22 protein-coding genes, 1 tRNA gene and 1 pseudogene are annotated in these 23310 nt (G+C 71.4%); 11 read left to right on the top strand and 13 right to left on the bottom strand.

The window, feature by feature from the left end; translation table 11 throughout:
• The first annotated feature begins 48 nt into the window (after positions 1–48).
• Positions 49–1245 (top strand): MFS transporter, encoded by a 1197-nt coding sequence (locus AB0N07_RS12280; RefSeq protein WP_365834159.1) that lies wholly within the window; start codon positions 49–51, stop codon positions 1243–1245.
• A 389-nt stretch (positions 1246–1634) separates the two neighbouring features.
• Here AB0N07_RS12280 and AB0N07_RS12275 read toward each other — a convergent pair whose 3' ends face one another.
• The 6 genes from AB0N07_RS12275 to AB0N07_RS12250 form a co-directional block, all read right to left on the bottom strand.
• Positions 1635–3311, bottom strand: a complete 1677-nt coding sequence (locus AB0N07_RS12275; RefSeq protein ID WP_365834158.1) for a long-chain fatty acid--CoA ligase — start codon at positions 3309–3311, stop codon at positions 1635–1637.
• Between the two features lie 137 nt (positions 3312–3448).
• Positions 3449–4006, bottom strand: a complete 558-nt coding sequence (locus tag AB0N07_RS12270) for a SigE family RNA polymerase sigma factor (RefSeq protein ID WP_365834157.1) — start codon at positions 4004–4006, stop codon at positions 3449–3451.
• A 180-nt stretch (positions 4007–4186) separates the two neighbouring features.
• Positions 4187–5353, bottom strand: a complete 1167-nt coding sequence (locus tag AB0N07_RS12265) for a lipid-transfer protein (protein ID WP_365834156.1) — start codon at positions 5351–5353, stop codon at positions 4187–4189.
• Positions 5350–5766 (bottom strand): MaoC family dehydratase, encoded by a 417-nt coding sequence (locus tag AB0N07_RS12260; RefSeq protein ID WP_365834155.1) that lies wholly within the window; start codon positions 5764–5766, stop codon positions 5350–5352. Before AB0N07_RS12260 ends, AB0N07_RS12265 begins: the two co-directional genes overlap by 4 nt.
• Positions 5763–6674 carry a bifunctional MaoC family dehydratase N-terminal/OB-fold nucleic acid binding domain-containing protein gene (locus AB0N07_RS12255; RefSeq protein ID WP_365834154.1) on the bottom strand — a complete coding sequence of 304 codons (912 nt, stop codon included), beginning with the start codon at positions 6672–6674 and terminating at the stop codon, positions 5763–5765. Before AB0N07_RS12255 ends, AB0N07_RS12260 begins: the two co-directional genes overlap by 4 nt.
• 183 nt (positions 6675–6857) lie before the next feature.
• The gene (locus AB0N07_RS12250; protein ID WP_365834153.1) at positions 6858–7169 is read right to left on the bottom strand and encodes a hypothetical protein; all 312 of its coding nucleotides are present in this window, start codon (positions 7167–7169) and stop codon (positions 6858–6860) included.
• A 331-nt stretch (positions 7170–7500) separates the two neighbouring features.
• Here AB0N07_RS12250 and AB0N07_RS12245 point away from each other — a divergent pair, with 331 nt between their 5' ends.
• On the top strand, positions 7501–8370 hold the full coding sequence (locus tag AB0N07_RS12245) for a bifunctional DNA primase/polymerase (protein ID WP_365834152.1): 870 nt from the start codon (positions 7501–7503) through the stop codon (positions 8368–8370).
• 45 nt (positions 8371–8415) lie between these two features.
• The gene (locus AB0N07_RS12240; RefSeq protein WP_365834151.1) at positions 8416–8883 is read left to right on the top strand and encodes a hypothetical protein; all 468 of its coding nucleotides are present in this window, start codon (positions 8416–8418) and stop codon (positions 8881–8883) included.
• Positions 8884–8923: 40 nt separating this feature from the next.
• Here the strand turns inward: AB0N07_RS12240 and AB0N07_RS12235 are convergent, their stop codons facing one another.
• The 3 genes from AB0N07_RS12235 to AB0N07_RS12225 all read right to left on the bottom strand — a co-directional run bounded on the left by AB0N07_RS12235 (position 8924) and on the right by AB0N07_RS12225 (position 11034).
• Positions 8924–9172, bottom strand: coding sequence for a hypothetical protein (locus AB0N07_RS12235; protein ID WP_365834150.1), 249 nt, complete (start codon positions 9170–9172; stop codon positions 8924–8926).
• 256 nt (positions 9173–9428) lie between these two features.
• Positions 9429–9513 (bottom strand) — tRNA-Ser (locus AB0N07_RS12230).
• 93 nt (positions 9514–9606) lie between these two features.
• A complete protein-coding gene (locus tag AB0N07_RS12225; RefSeq protein WP_365834149.1) occupies positions 9607–11034 on the bottom strand; it encodes a trypsin-like peptidase domain-containing protein in 1428 nt (475 codons plus the stop codon).
• A 256-nt stretch (positions 11035–11290) separates the two neighbouring features.
• Between AB0N07_RS12225 and AB0N07_RS12220 the strand changes: the two genes are divergently transcribed.
• From AB0N07_RS12220 to AB0N07_RS12210, 3 genes are all read left to right on the top strand, one after another.
• The gene (locus tag AB0N07_RS12220) at positions 11291–12118 is read left to right on the top strand and encodes a glycerophosphodiester phosphodiesterase (RefSeq protein WP_365834148.1); all 828 of its coding nucleotides are present in this window, start codon (positions 11291–11293) and stop codon (positions 12116–12118) included.
• Between the two features lie 311 nt (positions 12119–12429).
• Entirely contained in the window at positions 12430–12948 is a 519-nt protein-coding gene (locus AB0N07_RS12215) for an ATP-binding protein (protein WP_365834168.1), read from the top strand.
• 91 nt (positions 12949–13039) lie between these two features.
• Complete coding sequence (locus AB0N07_RS12210) at positions 13040–14005, top strand: DUF5926 family protein (RefSeq protein WP_365834147.1); 966 nt, start codon at positions 13040–13042, stop codon at positions 14003–14005.
• Between the two features lie 244 nt (positions 14006–14249).
• Here the strand turns inward: AB0N07_RS12210 and AB0N07_RS12205 are convergent, their stop codons facing one another.
• Both AB0N07_RS12205 and AB0N07_RS12200 read right to left on the bottom strand, forming a co-directional pair.
• Positions 14250–14786, bottom strand: coding sequence for a hypothetical protein (locus AB0N07_RS12205; RefSeq protein WP_365834146.1), 537 nt, complete (start codon positions 14784–14786; stop codon positions 14250–14252).
• Positions 14787–14895: 109 nt separating this feature from the next.
• Complete coding sequence (locus AB0N07_RS12200) at positions 14896–15561, bottom strand: bifunctional DNA primase/polymerase (RefSeq protein ID WP_365834145.1); 666 nt, start codon at positions 15559–15561, stop codon at positions 14896–14898.
• Positions 15562–16057: 496 nt separating this feature from the next.
• Between AB0N07_RS12200 and AB0N07_RS12195 the strand changes: the two genes are divergently transcribed.
• The 3 genes from AB0N07_RS12195 to AB0N07_RS12185 all read left to right on the top strand — a co-directional run bounded on the left by AB0N07_RS12195 (position 16058) and on the right by AB0N07_RS12185 (position 20589).
• Positions 16058–17569 (top strand): PP2C family protein-serine/threonine phosphatase, encoded by a 1512-nt coding sequence (locus tag AB0N07_RS12195; protein WP_365834167.1) that lies wholly within the window; start codon positions 16058–16060, stop codon positions 17567–17569.
• 89 nt (positions 17570–17658) lie between these two features.
• Complete coding sequence (locus tag AB0N07_RS12190) at positions 17659–19140, top strand: aminopeptidase P family protein (protein ID WP_365834144.1); 1482 nt, start codon at positions 17659–17661, stop codon at positions 19138–19140.
• An 81-nt stretch (positions 19141–19221) separates the two neighbouring features.
• Positions 19222–20589: a PLP-dependent aminotransferase family protein gene (locus tag AB0N07_RS12185; protein ID WP_365834143.1), complete on the top strand. Its 1368-nt coding sequence runs from the start codon at positions 19222–19224 to the stop codon at positions 20587–20589.
• 38 nt (positions 20590–20627) lie between these two features.
• Here the strand turns inward: AB0N07_RS12185 and AB0N07_RS12180 are convergent.
• Positions 20628–20852: pseudogene (locus AB0N07_RS12180) on the bottom strand (triphosphoribosyl-dephospho-CoA synthase); the annotation flags it as partial.
• A 47-nt stretch (positions 20853–20899) separates the two neighbouring features.
• Positions 20900–21346 (bottom strand): ATP-binding protein, encoded by a 447-nt coding sequence (locus AB0N07_RS12175; RefSeq protein ID WP_365834142.1) that lies wholly within the window; start codon positions 21344–21346, stop codon positions 20900–20902.
• A gap of 223 nt (positions 21347–21569) precedes the next feature.
• Between AB0N07_RS12175 and AB0N07_RS12170 the strand changes: the two genes are divergently transcribed.
• The gene (locus AB0N07_RS12170) at positions 21570–22403 is read left to right on the top strand and encodes a hypothetical protein (protein ID WP_365834141.1); all 834 of its coding nucleotides are present in this window, start codon (positions 21570–21572) and stop codon (positions 22401–22403) included.
• 161 nt (positions 22404–22564) lie between these two features.
• On the top strand, positions 22565–23296 hold the full coding sequence (locus AB0N07_RS12165) for a YcnI family protein (RefSeq protein WP_365834140.1): 732 nt from the start codon (positions 22565–22567) through the stop codon (positions 23294–23296).
• Positions 23297–23310: the final 14 nt, after the last annotated feature.

The following is a 23310-nucleotide window of genomic DNA, read 5'->3' as shown; positions in this document are numbered from 1 at the left end:
TCGAAGAACCCGAAGGTACTCGAAGGAACTCGAAGGAGTCCGTTCGCCATGCAGTCCACCACCGCAGCGCAACCGGTCCGGACCGCCGCTCCGGCGCCGGCGGGCGCATCACGCCTGCTCCTGCCCCTCATCGCCCTGTGCACCGCCGTCACGGCCGCCAACATCTATCTCGCGGCGCCCCTGCTCCCCCTCATCGCCCACGACTTCGGCTCGACCCCCTCGGCGGTCGCCTGGATCGCCTCGGTCGCGCAGTTCGGCTACGCGGCCGGCCTGCTCTTCTTCGCCCCGCTCGGCGACAGCGTGAACCGGCGCCGGCTGGTCGCCGTCCTGTCCCTGGTCACCGCGGCGGCCCTGGTCACCGGCGCCACGGCCGCCGGGACGACCGCGCTCGCGGCCGCCGTGCTGGTCGCCTCCGCGGCCACGGTGGTCCCTCAGCTCCTCGTCCCGCTGGTCGCCGCACGCGCTCCCGCCGACCGCCGCGCCCGGCATGTCGCCGCCGTCATCTCCGGCCTCTTCGCCGGGATCGTGGCCGCTCGCGTGCTCGGCGGCCTGGTCGGTCAGGCCTTCGGCTGGCGGACGGCCTTCGTGGGCGCGGCGGCACTGACCGCCGTACTGGGGCTCGCGACCGCGCGCGTCCTCCCCGCGGAGACGCCCCGCCGCCAGGGTTCGCTCTTCTCGGGCCTCGCCGCCATGCCCTCCGTCGTGCGCCGCTCGCCGGACCTGTGGCGGGCGTGCGTACTCCAGGCGGGGATGTACGGCGCCTGGAGCGCCCTGTGGACCTCGCTCGCCCTGCTGCTGACCGGCGAGTCCTACGGCCTGTCCACCGCGACCGCCGGTCTGTTCGGCCTCTTCGGGCTCACGGCAAGCGCGGTGGCGCCCCTGGCCGGCGGACTGGTCGACCGCTTCGGCGCCGCCAAGGTCGTACGGTCCGCGTATCTGCTCGCCGCCGTGTCCGTGCCGCTGTTCTGGCTCGGCGGGCACATGATCGCCGCCCTCTTCGCCGCCGCGATCGCCGTCCACGCGGCCCTCGTCGCCTCCCACGTCGCCAACCAGACCCTCGCCCTCACCACCACCTCGGCCCCGGCCACCGCCAACAGCGCCTACGTCGTCTCAGGCTTCGCCGGCGGCGCCACCGCCTCGGCCCTGGCCGGCCTCGCCTTCGGCCACTGGGGCTGGAGCGGGGTGTGCGCGGTGGCAGGGCTGTGGCTGGTGCTGGGGTGGGGGGCCACTGCCGTACGGCGGTGAGGGTCGTCATACGGGGCGAGGGCCGCGTACGGCGGTGAGAGTCGCCGTAGGACGGTGGGGACCTGTTCGGCGGTCGGGTCTGTGGTGCCGGCGGTTGGGTCCCTGTGTACGGCGACCCGGCCCGACGGTGAACGCCGTCGTACGCGCTCCCGGACCTCCATACGGCGGTCCCCGGGCGCCGCACCACGGCTCCGGGCCGCCGCACCACGGCTCCGGCCGGCGGCCGCCACCTGGCCCCCTTCCAGGCCCTGCCGCAACTCGACACCGCCCCGGCTGCACGGCGGGGTCACGACGCGCCGGACCGCCGCACGACAAGCCCGACCGCCCCGCGACAAGCCGGGCCGCCACACCACGGGTTCAGGCCGCGCCACGACAAGCCGCGCCGCCGCTCAGAGCTTGGTGACGTCCAGTGCGCCCTCCGCGTACTGCCTGCGCAGCACCTTCTTGTCGAACTTGCCCACGCTCGTCTTCGGCACCGCCTCGATGATCGTCCAGCGCTCCGGAAGCTGCCATTTGGCGATGTGGCCCTCGTCGGCGAGGAAGGCGCGCAGGGTCTCGAAGTCGGCCGTGGCGCCCTCCTTCAGGACGACCGTGGCCAGCGGGCGTTCGCCCCACTTCTCGTCGGGGACGGCGACCACGGCTGCCTCGGCGACGGCCGGGTGGGACATCAGGGCGTTCTCGAGGTCGACGGAGGAGATCCACTCGCCGCCGGACTTGATGACGTCCTTGGCGCGGTCGGTGAGGGTGAGGAAGCCCTCGGGGGAGATCGTCCCGACGTCCCCCGTCTTCAGCCAGCCGTCCTCGCTGAACTTGTCGGCCGGGCGCAGGGGTTCGGCGTCGGGGCCGCTGTAGTAGGCGCCCGCGATCCAGTTGCCGCGGACCTCCAGCTCGCCGGCGGACTCGCCGTCCCAGGGCAGGCGCTCGCCGCCGGGGCCGCTGAGGCGGGCCTCGACACCGGCCGGGAAACGGCCCTGGGTCAGGCGGTACGCGAACTCCTCCTCGGTGCCGACCGCATGGGCCGGCGGGCGGGCGATCGTGCCGAGCGGGGAGGTCTCGGTCATGCCCCAGGCGTGACAGACCCGCATGCCCAGCTTGTCGAAGGCCTCCATGAGGGAGGGCGGACAGGCCGAGCCGCCGATGGTCACCTGGGTGAGGGACGAGACGTCACGCGGCTTGGCGGTCAGCTCGGCGAGCAGGCCCTGCCAGATGGTGGGGACGGCCGCCGCATGGGTCGGGCGCTCGGACTCGATCATCTCGGCGAGCGGCGCCGGCTGCAGGAAGCGGTCCGGCATCAGCAGGTTGACGCCGGTCATGAAGGTGGCGTGCGGCAGGCCCCAGGCGTTGACGTGGAACTGGGGGACCACCACGAGCGAGGTGTCCTGGTCGGTGAGTCCCATCGACTGGGCCATGTTGACCTGCATGGAGTGCAGATAGATCGAACGGTGGCTGTAGACCACGCCCTTGGGGTCGCCCGTGGTGCCGGAGGTGTAGCACATGGCGGCGGCCTGGCGTTCGTCCAGCTCCGGCCAGTCGTAGGTGGTCGGCCGGTCCGCGAGCAGGTCCTCGTACTCGTGGACCTGGGGACGGGCGCCCTCCAGGAGGGAGCGGTCACCGGGGCCGGTGACGACGACGTGCTCGATCGTGGGCAGCTTCGGCAGCAGCGGGGCGAGCAGCGGCAGCAGCGAGCCGTTGACGATGACGACCTTGTCGGCCGCGTGGTTGACGATCCACACCAGCTGCTCGGCCGGGAGGCGGAGGTTGAGCGTGTGCAGCACCGCGCCCATGGAGGGGATCGCGAAGTAGGCCTCGACATGCTCGGCGTTGTTCCAGGCGAGGGTTGCCACCCGGTCGGCGTCCGCGACCCCGAGCTCCTCGCGCAGAGCGTGCGCGAGCTGGGCCGCGCGGGCTCCGATCTCGGCGAAGGAGCGGCGGTGCGGCTCGCCCTCCCCGGTCCAGGTGGTCACCTGCGATGTCCCGTGGACCGTCGACCCGTGGGTCAGGATCCTCGAGATCAGCAGCGGTACGTCCTGCATCGTGCTCAGCACGGTGGCCTCCCGTGGCGACATTGCCTACGCGGCGGTAAGGGTTGCGCTGATTCTGCGCACATACCACGCGGTATGTCACTAGGTGCCGGTGATCGATCGCGTCACGTCGGCCACCAATTGCCACCAGGTCGGCTCTCGACGGGCACCAGGCAGCCGCATTACCGCACAAGCCCCAGCTCGGGATCCTCGCGCAGCTTGCCCAGCGCACGCGACACCGCCGACTTCACCGTGCCCACCGACACGCCCAGTACCTCAGCCGTCTGGACCTCGCTGAGGTCCTCGTAATACCTGAGGACGAGCATCGCCCGCTGCCGGGCCGGCAGCTTCGTGATCGCCCGCCACATCGCGTCGTGCAGTGCCTGCCGCTCGGCCGGGTCGTCCCCGCCGGGCACGGGCTCCGGCTCGGGCAGCTCCTCGCACACGAACTCGTCCACCCTGCGCTTGCGCCACTGCGAGGTGCGCGTGTTCAGCAGCGCCCGGCGCACATAACCGTCGAGCGCACGGTGGTCCTCGATCCGCTCCCAGGCGACATACGTCTTGGTGAGCGCGGTCTGCAGCAGGTCCTCCGCGTCGCTCGGGTTCGCGGTCAGCGACCGGGCGGTACGCAGCAGCACCGACTGCCGGGCCCTCACGTACGAGGCGAACGACGGATACGGGAGGGTCTGCGCCGCCGGCGTGGCGGCAGTCGAGGCGCTGGTGCAGACGGGTGTGGTCATGGCTCCACGCTATGAGCGAGGGCACCTCCGGCTCATCGGCCGCAGGTCCCGAAGCCGAGTCCCCCTCAGGTTGTAGGGGTGGAGGTAACTGCACCTCCTGTAGGTGGACGAGCGGCCCCGGGGTACTGCGGGATGACCCCTGGGGGTCGCCCGGCGCCCCGGGCCCCCGGGTCCGGCCGCTCAGCCGTCCGCGGTCAGGACCAGGCCGGATGTCGGCACGCCGGTGCCTGCGGTGACCAGGACCCGTCCCGCCCCCGGTATGCGGTTCACGGCGGTCCCGCGCAGCTGCCGCACCCCCTCCGCCACGCCGTTCATCCCATGGAGGTAGGCCTCCCCGAGCTGCCCTCCGTGCGTGTTGATCGGCAACGACTCCCCGGCCACGAAGTCCGCCGCCTCCCCTTTCCCGCAGAACCCGAACTCCTCCAGCTGCATCAGCACGAACGGCGTGAAGTGGTCGTACAGGATCGCCACGTCCATGTCGGCCGGCGTCAGCCCGGAGGTGCGCCACAGCTGCCGGGCGACCACGTCCATCTCCGGCAGGCCGGTCAGGTCGTCGCGGTAGAAGCTCGTCATCTGTTCCTGCGCCCGGCCCGCGCCCTGGGCCGCCGCCGCTATGACGGCCGGCGGACGGGGCAGGTCGCGGGCCCGCTCCACCGAGGTGACGACGATCGCCTGGCCGCCGTCGGTCTCCTGGCAGCAGTCCAGGAGCCTGAGCGGCTCGACGATCCAGCGTGAGGCCGCGTGATCGGCGAGGGTGATCGGGCGGCCGTGGAAGTACGCCGCCGGGTTCGTCGCCGCGTATTTGCGGTCGACCACCGCGACCTGCCCGAACGCCTCCGGGGTCAGCCCGTGGGTGTGCAGATACCGCTGTGCGGTCATCGCCACCCAGGACGCCGGGGTCAGCAGCCCGAACGGCAGTGACCAGCCGAGTGCCGCGCCCTCCGCGGACGGCTCCCGGTGCTGCACCCCGGAGCCGAAGCGGCGGCCCGACCTCTCGTTGAACGCGCGGTAGCAGACCACGACCTCCGCGATGCCCGTCGCCACCGCGAGCGCCGCCTGCTGGACGGTCGCGCAGGCCGCGCCGCCGCCGTAGTGGATGCGGGAGAAGAAGGACAGTTCGCCGATCCCGCAGGCCTGCGCCACGGTGATCTCCGGGCTGGTGTCCATCGTGAACGTGACCAGTCCGTCCACGTCCCCGGGGGTCAGCCCGGCGTCGTCCAGCGCGGCCCGCACCGCCTCCACGGCCAGCCGCAGCTCACTGCGCCCCGAGTCCTTGGAGAACTCCGTGGCGCCGATGCCGGCGATCGCGGCCCGCCCGCCGAGGCCGTCCCGGGCACGGACGCTCATCCGGCACCCCCGGGGGCCTTTGCGGGGACGGTGACCGTCACCGTGCCCGTGACATGGCTGCCGATGCCGTTCGCCCCCACCACCCGGACCGTCGCCGTGTCGCCGTCGGCCTGCTCGACGACCTTCTCCACCACGCCCGTCAACACCATCGTGTCCCCCGGGTAGTTGGGCGCTCCCAGCCGTATGGCCACTGTGCGCAGCACGGCCGAAGGGCCGAAGTGGTCGGTGATGTAGCGGCCGACCAGGCCGTTCGTCGTCAGGATGTTCATGAAGATGTCCGGGGAGCCCTTCTTGTGGGCCAGCTCGGCGTCGTGGTGCACGTCCTGGTAGTCGCGGGATGCGATGGCGCCGGCCACGATCAGGGTGCGGGTGATCGGGATCTCCAGCGGCGGCAGCTTCTCACCGGCTCTCATACGGTCTCCTCCTCCCGGGCGCGGAACACCGGCAGCACCAACTCCTCGTCGTACACCTGGAATTCGAGCCGCACGGGCATTCCGATGCGCACCTTGTCGTAAGGCACTCCGACCACGTCGCTGATCATCCGTACGCCCTCGGCGAGTTCGATGAGGGCGACCGCGTAGGGAGGGGAGAAGGCCGGGAAGGGCGGGTGGTGCATGACGACGTACGAGTACACCGCGCCCTCGCCGCTCGCCTCGACCGTGTCCCAGTCCGGGCCGCCGCAGTTGTTGCAGCCCGGCAGCCAGGGGAAGCGGAGGGTCGCGCAGTCGGTGCAGCGCTGGATGAGCAGCCGCTGGCGCTCGACTCCTTCCCAGAATCCGGCGTTGTCACGGTTGACGACGGGGCGCGGGCGCCGGGCGGGCCGCTCGGGCTTCTTCCGGCGTGCGGGGGCGTACTTGAGGATGCGGAAGCGGTGCGTGCCGACGAGAGCGTGGCCCACCCGGACGTCCGTCCGCGTCGTGACGAAGTACCCCGTGCCCAGCTTCGTGGTCTTCTGCTCGGACACCGACTCGATCACCGTGTCGAAGGTGATCTCGTCGCCGGGGCGCAGCGGTCGCAGGTACTCCTGCTCGCAGTCGGTGGCGACGACCGAGGTGCAGCCCGCCTCGTCGAGCAGGGCGAGCAGTTCGTCGTAGTCCCCCGTGCGTCCCTCGTGGCCGGAGAGGCCGCCCATGGTCCAGGCCTGGAGCATGGTGGGAGGAGCTATGGCGTCGGGGCCCGCATAGGCCGGATTGGTGTCCCCCATCGCCTCGCACCAGTGCCGGATCATGGGCGCGTTGACGGGATCCCTGCCTCTGCCGGACACGGCGGCGCGCCGCCCCTCGTAGGCCTTCAGCCGCGCCCCCAGCTCGTCCTCGCCCAACGTCGCCCCCTCGCCATCTCCTGCATCGCCCACCAGAGTTTCTGACTGTCCGTCAGATAAAGTCGGCTGTCAAGGTAGGCGGCCCGCACGCGAAAACGCCTGCGCGGCGGCACCGAAGTGCCGCCGCGCAGACGCCCTTGCGCTCCAGCGCACCCCCTGACCTTTCAGATCAGGGGAGTCGACTCACCACAGTTCGGTGAAGTTGATGGCCACGTTCCTGTTCCCCTGGTTGACGGCCGTGAACGCGGAGCCCTTGACCTGGGCGGTGTTGCTCTGGTTCGAGGCACCGGAGCCGACCGCGTTCTGCTGTGTGGTCGAGGAGTTGCCGTTGTTGTCGTCTCCGACGCCGCTGCCGACGACGCTTGCGACACCCGCGTTCGATCCGTTGTCCGCGACGGCGCCGTTGTCCGCCGCCGCGACGCCGGCGAACAGTGCGGCTGCCAGCGGAAGGGCGGAGACGGCGGCGATGACGCGGGCGGTACGGATGCTTGCCATGTTGTTCCTCCAGAACACCAACGTGAAGTACGGCTGTTACCGAGGCAGTTGGCCGACCGCCCCGGCGCTGTGCACGACGTCGCAAGATCAGAGTTGCCCACCGAACCCCGGCGAACCACACCGGAAGCCACGATTCCTCCTCAAGTGCTACGACAAGTCGATAAACCCCTATCGCCACTTTCAACGCCCAGGTCGGGACAGTCCGGACACCTCCCTCCCAAGCGCCGCAAGGGGCGCGGTGGCCCGGCAATTTTCCGGCCAACCTCCACTCCCCGGCGCGTCGAGCCGGACCCCTCTTCCCTTTTTCGAACGCGTGTACGAGCATGGAGGCATGGCCACCACCGACCGGCAGGCCACGACGCTGGCCCTCGCACACGCCCTGTCAGCCGCCGAGCGCGGACTGGCCGTCATTCCCCTGTCCCGGACGAAACTCCCGGCCCTGCGCTCCCCCCACCACGACGACCCCGACCCCCAGCCCTGCCACGGCGAGTGCGGCCGCCTCGGACACGGGGTGTACGACGCCTCGACCGACCCGGCACGCATCCGCGAACTGTTCGCCGCGGCCCCCTGGGCGACCGGCTACGGCATCGCCTGCGGCCTTCCGCCCCACCGTCTGATCGGCGTCGACCTCGACACGAAATCCGGTACGGACTCCTCGGCGGCCCTGCGCGAACTCGCCCTGCGCCACCTCTTCACGATCCCCGAGACGGTCGTCGTCCTCACCCCCAGCGGCGGCCGCCACCTCTGGCTGAGCGGCCCGCCCGACGCCGCCGTCCCCAACTCCGCCGGCCGTCTCGCCCCCGGCATCGACATCCGCGGCGCCGGCGGCTACCTCGTCGGCCCCGGCTCCCGCACCGACCACGGCGTCTACACGACCGCACCCGGCACGGCTCATCTCGCGCCCGCCGCCTGCCCGCCGGCCCTCCTGCGTCTCCTGCTGCCGCCGCCGCGCCCGGTCCACCCCTCGACGCACCCGTCGGCCGGCGACCACGGCCAGGGCCTCGTCCAGTTCGTCCTCGCCGCGCACGAGGGACAGCGCAACACCCGCCTGTTCTGGGCCGCCTGCCGCGCGTACGAGAACGGCATAGGGCCGGCCCTGGTCGCCCCCTTACTGGACGCGGCACTCAACACCGGCCTGTCGGAACGCGAGGCACGGGCGACGATCGCGTCCGCGGCGCGGATGACGGGGCACCGGCCGTGAGGCGGACGAGACATGAGCACGTGAGCACCTGAGCAGAGGACGTCCATGCACGACCGCCCGAGAGCGCGGACCATGTCGCTGGCCCGCGTGGTCCTCTCCTCCGGCCGCTCGGTCGACCTCGCCGCGCTGCGGCTGTCGTCGACGTACGGAGGCATGCCCGAGGACTGCCCGGGCTATCCCTGCAAACCGGTCAACGACATGGTGATCGAGGGCCTGCTCGACACCGCCGCACGCACGTCCCCCGCCACTCCGGTCCACCTCGTCCCGCCCCCGCGCGCATACCCGGACCAGTACGCGGGCGGCTTCGGCCCCGTCGAGGTCCTGCCGTCCGTCGCCTGCGTCGGCTCCTTCCGGTCCTCGGCACTGGACCCGTCCCACGACCCGGTCCTGTACCACTCGGCCCTGACGGTCATCTGGTTCCAGCCGACCACTCGGGTGCCTTGCGAATGCGATGCCGAGGGTTCGTTGCGCGGGGTGGACTGGGAGGGGCTGGCCCGGGACTGCGAGCTGTAGCCGGCCGGTCCGGCTCACGCCCTTTCGATCCGCCAGGCAGTCATCCCGTGGCGCACCGGCCGCCGTTGATGTCGACGTGCTGCGCGCGCTTCGCGGTGAAGCAATCCACGGCCGTCGTCCCGTCGCAGGAAAACGGCTTCCCGGCCACCGCGCCTGCCGGTGCGAACTCGATGGCGCCGGTTCCGATGCCGGCACAGATCACGGTCAGACGGTATGCGGTGCCCGCGGAGAGGCCAGGATCAGTGTGCAGTCCGTCCGAAACGCGTTCCAGACCGGAGGCCACCGTCACGCCGGTCGCGGCGGCTTACAGGGCCGACCGGGCTTCTGCACCGAGCTTCTTCTCCTGCTGTGCCGCGGTCGTGGTGGTTCGGCTCGGGGAGACCGCGTTCGCATGCACCGGTCCGGCGCCGGGCCCTGACGTGCACGCCGCGAGGAAGAACGTCGGCAGGAGGACCCGGGCCGAGACGCGGAAGCGTGTTGTTGCCACAGGAAGCAAGAGGGCCTTGGTGCCGGAATCGTTCCGGCACCAAGGCCCAAGCAACCAGCGGTGGGTGTGGGATTTGAACCCACGGTGACTCGCGCCACGACGGTTTTCAAGACCGTTCCCTTAGGCCGCTCGGGCAACCCACCCCGCTGCCGCCCACCAGGGGCGGAGCGGGTACAGCGTACCGGCCCTGCGTGCGTCGTGCGGGCCATGGTCCGCACCGGGTCCGAACCGCGAGGTCAGCTGTCGCCCTGTCGCGCGCCCAGGGTGAGCTGGACCGTGTGGGACTTGCCGTCGCGTTCGTAGGTGATCGTGACCTGGTCGCCGGGCTTGTGCGTCCAGATCTCGCCGATCAGGGTGGGGCCGGAGTCGATGACGCGGTCGTCGAGCTTGGTGATGACGTCACCGGGCTTGAGGCCCGCCTTGTCGGCCGGGCCGCCGGACTCGACCGCAGCGGAGCCGCCGGCGCCCTGCTCAGTGATCTTCGCGCCGCTGGAGGAGTCCGCCAGGGAGACGGACGCGCCGATCTTCGCGTAGACCGGCTTGCCGGTCTTGATCAGCTGCTGGGCGACGTACTTGGCCTGGTTGATCGGGATGGCGAAGCCCAGGCCGATCGAGCCGGACTGGCTGGAGCCGCCGAGGCCGCCGCTGCCGGTGGACTGGATCGCGGAGTTGATGCCTATGACGTCGCCCGCCGCATCCAGCAGCGGACCGCCGGAGTTGCCCGGGTTTATCGAGGCGTCCGTCTGCAGGGCGCTCATGTACGACGCACTGCTGCTGCCGGAGCCGTCGCTGGAGGCCACCGGGCGGTTCTTCGCGCTGATGATGCCCGTCGTGACCGTGTTGGACAGGCCGAAGGGGGCGCCGATGGCGATCGTGGAGTCGCCCACCGCCACCTTGTCGGAGTCGCCCAGGGTCAGGGGCTTGAGGTCCGACGGGGCGTTCTTGAGCTTGATGACCGCCACGTCGTAGCCCTGCGCGTGGCCGACGACCTCGGCGTCGTACTTCTTGCCGTTCGGGAAGGTCGCCGTGAGCTTGCCGCCGTCGACCGCGTCCGCGACGACGTGGTTGTTGGTGACGATGTGGCCCTGGGTGTCGAAGACGAACCCGGTGCCGGTGCCGCCCTCGCCGCTGGTGGACTCGGCCTCGATGGTGACCGTGCTCGGCAGCGCCCTGGCGGCCACGCCCGCGACCGTGCCCGCGTCCCGCTTGACGGCGCCGCCGCTGGTGGCGGCGGAGACCGTGGTGGAACCGGTGTTCTCGTCGTTGTTCTTGGCCAGCGTGTAGCCGAGGCCGCCGCCCAGGCCGCCGGCGACCAGCGCGGCCACCAGGATCGCGGCCACGAGTCCGCCGCGGCCGGACTTCGGTGCGGGCTGCTGCTGGTACGAGGAGCCCCAGCCGGAGCCCGCGCCGCCGGAGCCGTCGTCGGCGTAGGAGGGCATGGCCGGGGGCGGCCAGGAGGCGTCCGGGGCCGAGCCCGCGGGCGCCGGCTGCTGCTCCTGCGTGTGCTCCTGCGCGCCGGGGGCGCTCGGAGGTACGGGCGGAAGCGGGGCCGTGTGATCGCTCCCCTCGGGGGCGGCGGATGCCGACGGAGTGGGAGCGTCCACCGGCACGGGGGGTGCGGACGGGGCCGGGGGTACCGCGGTGCCCTCGTTCTCGGTGCTCACAGCTTCTCTCCTCGGTCCACGGCTGTTGTTCTCGGTCGCACTCGGTCACGCTCGTTCACGTTCTCGACGGTCCGGCGCGATGCAGCTGTGCATGTTCTTTTGTATGCCGTCAGCTTTTCCCATGAGCCGTCAGGGCACCATAAGCGGTGCCTGTGGGTCCGGGGCCATTCTTTATATAGGCCATGACAGGCAAAAGGGGCGCAATCTATGCTCCTCCGATCGCACGACTACCCCCCTGCGATGGCACCATGACGCGGTGACCCACGCACGCCGGCACCGGATTCAAGTCGTCGCCCACCGCGGAGCCTCCGAAGAGGCCCCCGAGCACACCCTGGCCGCATACAAGAGGGCGATCGAGGACGGTGCGGACGCCCTCGAGTGCGATGTACGCCTGACGGCTGACGGCCATCTCGTGTGCGTCCACGACCGTCGCGTCAACCGTACGTCCAACGGCCGCGGGGCGGTCTCGGCCCTGGAGCTGGCGGAGCTCGCCGCCCTGGACTTCGGCTCGCGCAAGACGCGGGAGCTGTGGCGCACGCGCGACGAGGAGCCCGACTGGGAGTTCCGCCCCGAGGACCGGGAGGACACCTCCGTACTGACCCTGGAGCGGCTGCTGGAACTGGTCGCCGACGCGGGTCGGCGGGTGGAGCTGGCGATCGAGACCAAGCACCCGACGCGCTGGGCCGGGCAGGTGGAGGAGCGGCTGCTGGTGCTGCTGAAGCGGTTCGGTCTTGACGCCCCGGCGTCGGCCGCCGAGTCGCCCGTGCGCGTGATGAGCTTCTCGGCGCGCTCGCTGCATCGCGTACGTGCCGCCTCGCCGACTTTGCCGACGGTCTATCTGCTGCAGTTCGTCTCGCCCCGGCTGCGCGACGGACGGCTGCCGGCGGGTGTCCGGATCGCGGGCCCCTCGATCCGGATCGTGCGCAATCACCCCGCGTACATCGAGCGCCTGAAGGCGGCCGGGCACCAGGTGCACGTGTGGACGGTGAACGAGCCCGAGGACGTGGACCTCTGCGTCGACCTGGGCATCGACGCCATCATCACCAACCGCCCACGTGCGGTTCTGCGTCAGCTCGGCCGCTGAGCGGCGTTCCTCACTGTTCGTCACTACGGTTCGTCGCCTTTCGTCACCGGTAAAGACCTGTGAAGAACCCTTGACCCACCAGGCACTCGGGCACCATCCTCCAGACTCGGCCACAGTCGAAATCCAGCCACACGGCTACAGGGAGTGCCCCGGCGCATTCGCTCCGTATTCGATCGTTGCGAATGCGTCACTGAACGTGGATTGGCCGGTTTCCGGTACAGGCCAATGGGGCATCCACACCGTGGCGTGGGGCAAAGGAGGTCTCGGGGGTGGCGTTGGTGGTGGCACAGGAGGTGCCCACGTCGTCGAGCATGGCCGTACCCCATGGCCCTGCGGGCGTGGGGAAGGCGCGACACCGTATGCGCGAGCAACTTCGCTCGGGCGGCGTGTCGGACGCCGTGATCGACGATGCCGTACTCATTCTTTCCGAACTCTTGAGCAACGCGTGCAAGCACGGCCGGCCACTGGGCGACGCCCTGGCCGGGGACGGCGACGTCCGGGCCGCATGGCGGGTCGACCCGAGCGGTCGGCTCACGGTGGAGGTGACGGACGGCGGCGGGCCCACCCGCCCGGCTCCGGCCACCCCCTCGGTCACCGCGCACGGCGGCCGCGGGCTGAACATCATCACCGCGCTGGCCGACGACTGGGGCGTACGGGACGACGCCCGGGGCGAGGTCACCGTGTGGGTCGTCGTGCACGAGGACGTCCACGACCCGGACGCCCGGCTGCGTTGCGACGACTTCGCTACGCGCGTCACCGCGCCGACGGTGTCGAGGATTCCGGCGATGCCCGGCCTGGACTTCGCGGACGCGTTCGACGACCTGGACTGAACACCTGGCTGTCCACAGGTCCCCGTGGCGCACGGCGTGAACGGCTAGGCTCCCGCCGTACCAGACGAGCCGTAACCGGGAGACACCCACGATGGCCAAGAAGCGACCCCAGACGAAGGCCAAGCGCCCGCAGATCACGGAGGGCGAGGTCCCGGTCGTCGGCGCCCGCGAGCCCTGCCCGTGTGGCAGTGGCCGCCGCTACAAGGCCTGTCATGGGCGGGCCGCCGCACACGCCGTGACCGAACTGGTGCACCGTCCCTTCGAGGGGCTTGCGGGCGAGTGCGACTGGGTGGCGCTGCGTGAGCTGGTGCCGGCCGCCACGGTGGAGCTGCCCCTGAAGGGCGGCCTGCCCGAGGGCGTCCCGTCCCTCACGCTGGCGACGGTGCTGCCGATGGCCTGGCCGGCCCTGCGCCGCGACGACGGCTCCGTGCTGCTGGGCCTGCAGAACGACACGGCGTCCGGCGACATCAGCCGCGACCTCGCCGACACCCTCCAGCGCGCGCTGACCGCGGAGCCCGGCACTCCGGTCGAGGGCCGGCGCGCTCCCGCCGACGGTCCGCGACTGCAGGATCTGCTCGATCCCGAAGGCGTGTTCGAGCCAGTTGTGCACAGCGGCTTCGAGTTCTGGGTCCCGGACTCCGAGAACGCCACGCCGGAGGTGGCCGCCTCCCTGGAGCGGGCCAACGCCGCGGCCATCCCGACCGCGAAGCTCACCGGGGTGGACGCCGCGTACTGGTGCGAGACGCCGGACAAGAACCATCTGCGCTGGGTCATGCCGCACCCGGAGGAGCAGCTTCTGGACGCCCTCGCGCGGCTGCACGCGGCGGGCCGGTCGAACCTCGGGGAGGGCACCCGTCTCGTGGGTTCCTTCCGCGCTCACGGGCTCACCGTCCCGGTCTGGGACCTGCCGAGCGAGGTCGGCGCGGACGACATCGAGAAGCCGGCGGCCGAGTTCGCCGAGCGCCTCGCGACGGCCCTCGCCTCGGGCGCACCGCTGACGGCCGACGAGCGCCGCGCCCGCGGCGGCCTCACCAACCGCCAGGTCACACTGAGTTGACGAAGAGTGACGAAACCGGGTCCGGCTGACCGACCAGTCAGTCGAACCCGATCTTTCGGAACCGGTGACTCCGCTCACAAGTCCCGCTGGGAACAAGCAGATACGTGACTGGAAAGCCCGGATCGAATTTGCGAACCGCGGATCTCTTGTTACCGTTCCAGTAGCCCGGTTGCTGGTGCATCCCCCGTCGCCAGCAACCGGGTCTTTTCATGCGCGCGGTTCCTTTACGAGCTGCGGTCGCCCGTCAACTCCCGGTGTCTTTCCCGGAGTTGCTCCCCGAGCGCAGCAGCAGCGGACCGTTCCCGGCCCGCCCCGCGAACTCCGCGACCGCCGTGTAGCCGTCCAGCGCGCCCCGGGTGTGCTGCCGGGGTGTCTCGCACATCCCCGGCTCGTCCTCGGCGCCCACGGCGCAGCTCAGCTGCACGGTGCGGCCCCCGGGTCCCATGAGACTCAGTGCCGAGTCCAGGGCCTTGCCGGTCACATTGCGGTAGTAGGTGCGCGCCCAGGTGTCCTCGCCCTGCGTGAGCACACAGGTCTGCGCCTCGACGCCTTCGGGGGAGGTGAGTTCGGGGCCGCAGCGGACAGCTGTGTCCAGGCCGAGATCGAGCAGTGGGGAAGGGGCGGGAGCGGCGGAGGGCGCCTTGGCGTCCTGGGGACGCGGGGAGGCACGCACGGATGCGCGCGCGGGGGCGCGCACGACGGTGTGCCCCTCGTCGCCCGCCGGTCCCGCGGATGCCACGGCCAGCGGCAGCACGACTGCGCACACCACTACGCCCGCCATGGCGAGCAGTCGGATTCGGGGGTCTGGGGGGTGTCCCCCAGGATCATGCAGCATGTGCGGAAGATAACGAGCACGCGCACGCGTGCCGTCCCGCGCGCGCCGGACACCCCTACAACTCGGGCGCGCTCACACCCGTACGAGTGAGGGCCTCGACGGCCGCGTCCACCACGGCCTCGACGTCGGGGACCCAGGGGGCGGCGGAGCCGGGCAGCGGCGCGCGCTCCCAGCGGATCTCGCCCTCGCCGGTCTCGGACGGGGGCAGGGCCACATAGCCGCCCTCGCCATGGAAGCGGAGGGAGCCGGGGACGAAGTCCTTGGCGTAGAGGAGCTCGCCCAACTGTTCCATGCTGTACGGCTTGACGAGGATCGCCCAGCGGCTCGGCGAGGCGACGACCGGGCCGAGGCGCATGCCCGTGCGGTCGAGTGCGGTCAGGGCCTGGGAGGCCGCGAGGGCCGGCATGCTCACCGCGCAGGGGGCCTTGCCGCCGGTGGCCAGGATGACGGGTGCGGCAGGCCGGTTGCTCCACCACCAGCGCACCATGCGGGCGTCGGTGGTGGCCGTGAGGAGGCCGGGGTCGAAGGGATGTGCGCCGGGCACCGTGCACTCCGCGTCGGGGCAGCCGCAGCGGGAACGCGCCTGCGGGTCCGCCGCCACACCTGGGAGTACGGGCCACTGCCATTCCGTCGCGAAGGTCAGGGCCGCGCTGATCAACTCAGGCCTTCCGTCGCTGCGCTTGGACAGGAGCCTGCGTCGCCTTCCGAGGATCTCGCGCATGAGCGCTCGTTCCTTTCCGTTGCACCGCTGGCAACACCGTGGGGGCCACATCACACCATGTGTCGATCACTTCACTGTGCGTACCTGTTGGCGCATCACACCCCTGCTCTGGGCAAGGGGAACCCCTATGGGCCGAACATTGACTGCATCCGCGGCAGTCGCGTCCATGCTGCGTCCATCAAAAGCATGGGCGTGGCGTGGGGGTGGCGAAGTCTGGCGTTTTGCCGTCGCGCGTATTTCTCTTCGCCTCCGCCGCGGGAGGATGGGGCTCGGTCGTCGGTGGCTAAGACGCCCGGAGTGGGTCACCAGGTTCCGGGTGGCGGTCCACCACCCCTGGCCTTCTCCGAGTACGTACCCATCACGACCGCTGTGACGCTCCGTCGAGCAAGCCCAGTCGACCGCAATACCCCGTTACCCGAGTCAGTTTTAAGCCAAATTTGCTTTTAGGCAAGGGGATCACTCGGTGCCCATGGACACCAGGAATCCCAGCAGGACAATGCTGGACATCCCCTTACGAGTGCGTGTACATGTGGAGACACTGCTAGCGGCGCAGAATGACATGGGGGTTTGCGATGCTTTTGAGCAATACGCACCGGTCGGGAAGCCGGATGCCATGAACGCCCCTCACCCTCCGAAAGTGGCCGGAATCGATTCAACGGTTCCGTCGCCCGCCCACACTGTCGCGCCTGCGCCCGCAGCCCCGGCCACCTCTCCGGTCCCGCTGCCCAACCCCCCGGGGGCGCTGCTCACCGACCGGCTGGCCGGCTGGGTCTCGGACCTCACGACCCTCCATGAACTCACCGAACGCCTGAACCGCACGGACTCACTCGCGGACGCCCTCACGGAACTGCTGCGCGCCGGAGCCGCCCTCGTCGGCGCCCGGCGCGGTCTTGTCGTGCTGGAACCGGTCGACGGCCTCGGACCGGACACCACCATCGGCCTCGGCCTCGCCCGCGCCGACCTCGGGCACATCGAGACGGTGCCGCGCAGCGCCATGTCGTACGGCCGCATCCTCGAGGGACTGCCGGGCGGGGACGGCGAGATCGCCCAGCCGGACCTCTTCGCCGAGGACGGGCTCGACCCCCGGCATCGCGAGGTGGCCGCCCGTCTCGGCTATGCCGCCTGCTACGCCCTCCCCCTGGCCGGTGAGCGCCCGGGCCGTCTCGGAGCCGCCGTCTGGCTCTACGACGAGCCCGCCGAACCGCTCGAACGGCAGCGCCACCTCGTCGGGCTCTACGCCCGCTACGCCGGCGAGCACCTGGCCCGGCTGGTGGAGGTGGAACGCACGCGCGCGTGCATGACGACGATGGCCGAGGAGCTGCTGCCGTCCCGGCTCCCCCGGGTGGCCGGCGTCCAGCTCGCCGCCCGCCACCGCACCGGCCCGCGCGGCGGCGGCGACTGGTTCGACGCGCTGCCGCTGCCCGACGCCACGCTGGGTCTCGCGGTGGGCTCGGTCACCGGTTCCGGGCCGAGCGCGGTCGCCGCGATGGGGCGGCTGCGGGCGTCCCTTCGCGCGTACGCCGTGATGGAGGGCGAGGACCCGGTGGCGGTCCTGTCCGACCTGGAGCTGCTGCTCCGCCTCACCGAGCCCGCCCGCTCCGCGACCGCCCTGTTCGCCTACTGCGAGCCCTCCCTGCGCAAGATCACGCTGGCCGGTGCCGGGCACTGCCCGCCGCTGCTGGTCGGTGAGCGGCGCACGGAGTTCGTGGAGACGTCCGTGTCCGCGCCGCTCGGGATGCTCGCCTGCTGGGAGGCGCCGAGCACGGAGTTCCAGGCGGAGCGCGGCGAAACGGTGCTGCTCTACACCGACGGTCTGCTGCACCGCACCGGCGACCCCACCGACCGCGCATTCGCCCGGCTGCACGCGGCGGCGGCCGGTGTTCCCAGGGCGCTGCGGCACGACCCGGACGCGATCGCCGACCATGTGCTGCGGACGGTCCTGCCGGACGGGCTGGACAAGGCGGACGGCGAGGAGGACGTCGTACTGCTGGCGGCGCGGTTCGAGTAAGGAGCCGGTAACAGGTCTTCCCGCCCTGGGCCCCCTTCCGTACGACCGTACGATGGAGGGGGTCCAGTGCCGTATCGAGGAGGATGACCGTGGCCGACGAGCTCACACCGGCTGAGACATCTGCTGCTACCGCAGCGGGCCCGGAAGAGTCGGAAGAGCCGATCAAGCAGCGCAAGAACGGCCTGTACCCGGGCGTGTCCGACGAGCTGGCCGAGAACATGAAGTCCGGCTGGGCCGACACGGAGCTGCACGACCTGGAGCCGATCGCCCAGGCCGCCGAGACCGCCGCGCGGCGCGCCGCGCTGTCGGCGCGGTTCCCGGGTGAGCGTCTGGTGATCCCTGCGGGCAACCTCAAGACCCGTTCGAACGACACGGAGTACGCCTTCCGTGCGTCCGTCGAGTACGCGTACCTCACCGGCAACCAGACCGAGGACGGCGTCCTGGTCCTGGAGCCGACCGCGGACGGTCACCAGGAGACGATCTACCTCCTGCCGCGCTCCGACCGGGAGAACGGCGAGTTCTGGCTCTCCGGCCAGGGCGAGCTGTGGGTCGGCCGCCGGCACTCGCTCACCGAGGCGGCGAAGCTGTACGGCATCCCCGCCTCCGACGTGCGCGAGCTGGCCGACGCGCTGCGCGAGGCCACCGGTCCGGTGCGGGTCGTGCGCGGGTACGACGCCGGGATCGAGGCCGCGCTGACCGACAAGGTCACCGCCGAGCGCGACGAGGAGCTGCGGGTCTTCCTCTCCGAGGCGCGGCTGGTCAAGGACGAGTTCGAGATCGGCGAGCTGCAGAAGGCCGTCGACTCGACGGTGCGCGGCTTCGAGGACGTCGTACGCGTTCTGGACAAGGCGGAGGCGACCTCCGAGCGGTACATCGAGGGCACGTTCTTCCTCCGCGCGCGCGTGGAGGGCAACGACGTCGGCTACGGCACGATCGCCGCCGCCGGGCCGCACGCCTGCACGCTGCACTGGGTGCGCAACGACGGGCCGGTGCGCTCGGGCGACCTGCTGCTCCTGGACGCCGGCGTCGAGACGCACACGTACTACACGGCCGACGTCACGCGCACCCTGCCCATCAACGGGCGCTTCACCGAGATCCAGAAGAAGATCTACGACGCCGTGTACGACGCCCAGGAGGCCGGCATCGCGGCCGTGCAGCCAGGCGGCAAGTACCGCGACTTCCACGACGCCGCGCAGCGTGTGCTCACCGAGCGGCTCGTCGAGTGGGGGCTCGTCGAAGGGCCCGTGGAGCGGGTGCTGGAGCTCGGGCTGCAGCGGCGGTGGACGCTGCACGGCACGGGACACATGCTCGGCATGGACGTGCACGACTGCGCTGCCGCGCGCGTGGAGTCGTACGTCGACGGGACGCTGGAGCCCGGGATGGTGCTCACGGTCGAGCCGGGGCTGTACTTCCAGGCCGACGACCTGACGGTGCCGGAGGAGTACCGGGGGATCGGGGTCCGGATCGAGGACGACATCCTCGTGACGGCCGACGGCAACCGGAACCTGTCGGACGGGCTGCCGCGCCGGTCCGACGAGGTCGAGGCCTGGATGGCCTCGCTCAAGAGCTGATACGAGACGGATGGCCGGGTACCAGGGAGGTGCCCGGCCATTGACGTGCCTGGAATCAACAACCTTGGGGGGAGCGTCGTCGTGGACGACTTCTGGTCCGGCGTCGGAGTCGACCTGCATCTCGAGCCCGATTCCCATGACGGGCGGCGGGTCGGGCTGGAGCGGGCGCTCAGGGACGCCGTGCGGGACGGGCGGCTCGCGCCCGGGACTCGGCTGCCCGCCACCCGGCGGCTCGCCACCGTGCTCGGTGTCTCGCGCGGGACGGCCAAGGCCGCCTACGATCAGCTGGTCGCCGAGGGGTATCTGACGGCCCGGCAGGGGTCCGGTACCCAGGTCGCCTCGTTGCCCTCCCTGGACGCCGACGCGCCGGAGGCGGCCGCACGCGCGCGTACCCCGCGTTTCGATCTGCGGCCCGGCAGTCCGGACGTCGGGGCGTTTCCGGCGGCGGCCTGGCTGCGGGCGCTGCGGCGGGCCATCGCGACGGCGCCGCTGCTGGCGTACGACTACGGGGATCCGCGCGGCCGTATCGAGCTGCGGACCGCGCTGTCGGGGTATCTGGGACGGGCGCGGGGAGTCGTCGCGCCGCCCGAGCGGATCGTGATCACTTCCGGGTATGTGCAGGGGCTGGCACTGCTCACGCGCGTGCTGGACGGTGCGGAGATCGCCATGGAGGACCCGGGGCTGCCGTTCCACCGGGAGGTGGTGCGGCGCAACGGGGGACGTGTGGTGCCGGTACCGGTGGACGAACGGGGTCTGTGCTCCCAGGAGTTGGGGGACCTCAAGGCTGTCGTCGTCACGCCGGCGCACCAGTACCCGACCGGTGTGACGCTGCACCCCGAGCGGCGGCGGGCGCTCACGGACTGGGCACGCGCGCGTGGCGGGCTGATCGTCGAGGACGACTACGACGGGGAGTTCCGCTACGACCGGCAGCCCGTGGGCGCGCTCCAGGGGATGGCGCCGGGGCGGGTCGTCTATCTGGGCACCGCCTCGAAGACGCTCGGGCCCGCGCTGCGGCTCGGCTGGATGGTGCTGCCGCCGCACCTGGTCGACGCGGTCGCCGACGCCAAGCTGCACAGCGACCACCACACCGAGTCCATCGGCCAGTTGGCGCTCGCCGAACTCATCGACAGCCATGCCTACGACCGGCACGTGCGCGCGTGCCGGCTCAGATACCGCAGACGCAGGGACCAGCTCCTGGACCGGCTGGGCGGAAAGCACGACGTGCGCGGGATCGCCGCCGGGCTGCATGCGCTCGTGGAGGTCGCCGACGAGGAAGCGGCGCTGAAGCGGGCCGAAGCCGAGGGACTCGCCGTCGGGCACCTGGGAGACCACTGGCACACGCCCGGCGAGGGGCGGCCGCAGGGGCTCGTGATCGGGTACGGGACGCCTCGGGAGCGGGCGTATCCGGAGGCGCTGGAGGTCCTCGGCAAGGTGCTGGAGGGGGCCTGAGGGAGCCTCCGGCTCACAGGGACCGCGCGCGTGCCGACCGGCAGCGCGTCCAGGAACAGCGCACCCGCCAGGAGGCTCGCACTCCCCCATGAGGCTCCACGCGCGCGTGTGCAGGTCGGCGTCGAGGGCGGACAGGGCTTCGCGGCCCGCCGCGGTGGACATACCGCCCGCCTCCAGGACGCCGCGGGCGCCGCCTGCACATGCCTGAGGCCCAACGGGACCGCCGTGCAGAGCAGTTCCGTGTCCTGGAGCGTGGACATCACGGCGCCGGACGAGAACCAGCTGCGAATGCCAAGGACTCTGGGGCCCCTCACACCGCCATCAGCGGTGAGTCGTCCCGCCACTTGAGGATCTTGTCGAAGCTCACCACCGTGCCCGTACGCCCCGGCTTGTGGCCGACGTGGACGTGGTCGGCCAGCTCCTTGATCAGCCCGAGGCCCCGGCCGTGCTCGGCCTCGGGGCGGGTGGGGCGGGGGGTCGCGGAGAAGGCGAACCCCGGGCCCGAGTCGGTGACTTCGATACGGCACTTCTCGCCGTCGAGGTAGGCGGTGACCCGGTACGCCTCCGAGGAGGCGCCGTGCACCGCGCCCCCGCCGTGCTCGACGGCGTTCGCACAGGCCTCGGTGAGGGCGACGGAGATGTCGTAGCAGACGTCGGGGTCGACGCCCGCCGTCTCCATCGTGCCGAGCAGGAGGCGTCGGGCGAGCGGAACGCTCGCAGCTTCACGCCGCAAGTGGAGTGACCACCAGATGCTCATGCTCCAGCCTCCCGGCCGCGGCTCGACATACCGTTTCTTATTGCCGCCCGCAGCCGTGCGTAAGCACGGAGTTGACGTGATGCCGCCCATATGGGCGATGCGTCCGAAAAGGAATCGGTGTATGCGCGGGCCGGTCGTACCAGAAAGTGATCTTCCGCTCGGCAGGGAACCTTGCGGACCTGCCGTATGGCTGCCGGGGGCCCAGTGCGATGATGAGCCCGCCATGACTGCCCCCCACCAGCGCACCACGCGCTCCGGAAACGATCTCCGGATACTGCGGGCCGCGGTGTTCGCCGCGGTCTGCGTCGTGCTGGCCGCGGGCGGTCACACCCTCGCCTCCTGCGCCACGGTTCCGCTGTGGACGCTGGGCGCGGGCTTCCTGGGGGCCGTCCTGGTCGCGGCACCGCTCGCCGGGCGCGTGCGCTCGCTGACCGGGATCGCGGCACTGCTCGCAGCCGGACAGACCCTGCTGCACACGCTGTTCGGGCTGGGACAGCAGACGGTCTCCTCGGGCGCGATGTCGATGTCCTCCATGACGTCGACGTCAGACGCCTCACTGGTGGAGCGGGCGGCGCGGCTCGTGTGCGGGACGACGGCTGCGGCGATCAGCCCCGCACAGGCCCGCAGGCTCCTCGCCGACGCCCGGATCTCCCCGGACACCGCCATGAGCATGGACATGAGCTCCATGCGCCATCCGGCGGACGCCCTGTCCGCCGCCACCTCCCCGGCCTCGCTGCTGCCGTCCCTGCCGATGCTGCTCGGCCACATCCTCGCGGCGATCGCCGCCGGCTGGCTGCTGCGCCGCGGCGACCTGGCCCTGCTGCGGCTCATGGAACTCTCGGCCCACTCCATGGCCGAGGGCGCATTCGTACGGTCCCTGCGCGCGGCGCTCGCGCTGGTGCGCGCCCTGCGTGCCGGGCTCCCGGCCGCGCCCGAGGCGGGCCCGCGACCGCCGCGCACCGCGCTGCTCGCGCCGCCGAAACCCCGTACCACCGCACTCCAGCACACGGTGATCAGGCGCGGCCCGCCGGCCGCAGCCCTCGTCCTCGCCGCCTGACGCGACGCGACCGCCACTCCACATCCGTGGGACCGGGGCCGCCGTCGTGCGGCACACGCGCGTGCCCGCATTTTCCGGCATCCATTTTTCCGGCATCCATGCGCACGCGTTCCTCCGACCACCGGAACTCACTCGAAACCCGAAGTGGAGTGCATCCGTTCATGAAGGCTTCCCGTCTCGCCGCCACCGGCGCCCTCGCCGCCTGTGCCGTCGTCGTCCTGTCCGCGCCCGCGTTCGCGCACGTCACGGTGCAGCCCGAGGGCACGGCCGCCAAGGGCGGTTACGCGGTCGTCGATTTCAAGGTCCCCAACGAGCGCGACGACGCCTCGACCACCAAGCTCGAGGTGACCTTCCCGGCCGACCACCCGCTGGCCTCCGCCCTGCCGGAGCCGATCAACGGCTGGAACATCAAGGTCACCAAGTCCAAGCTCGCCAAACCGCTCGACGTGCACGGCAAGAAGATCAGCGAGGCCGTCTCCAAGATCACCTGGACCGCCGACGGCAAGGGCGTCGAACCCGGCTACTTCGAGAAGTTCCCGGTCTCCGTCGGCGCGCTGCCCGAGGACGCCGACGAACTGACCTTCAAGGCCCTCCAGACGTACTCCGACAACGAGGTCGTGCGCTGGATCGAGGTACAGAAGGACGGCACGGAGGAGCCCCAGAACCCGGCCCCCGTGCTCACCCTGTCCGCCGCCTCCGAGGACGGCCACTCGCACGGCTCGACCGCCAAGGACGCCTCCGACGAGTCACAGACCACCGAGAACACCGCCGCCTCCACCGCCTCCGACGGCAGCGACACCACGGCGCGCGTGCTCGGCGTCGTGGGCATCGTCGTCGGCGCGCTCGGCGTGGCGTACGGCGTGCTCGCCGGACGTCGTCGCAGCGACGCCTGAGGCCCGTTCTTCCG

Origin of the sequence: Streptomyces sp. NPDC051172 (assembly GCF_040682555.1) — a bacterium.
Lineage (GTDB): Bacteria > Actinomycetota > Actinomycetes > Streptomycetales > Streptomycetaceae > Streptomyces.
The sequence above is the reverse complement of the archived record's forward strand: the minus strand, read 5'-3'. Positions and strand labels throughout refer to the sequence as shown.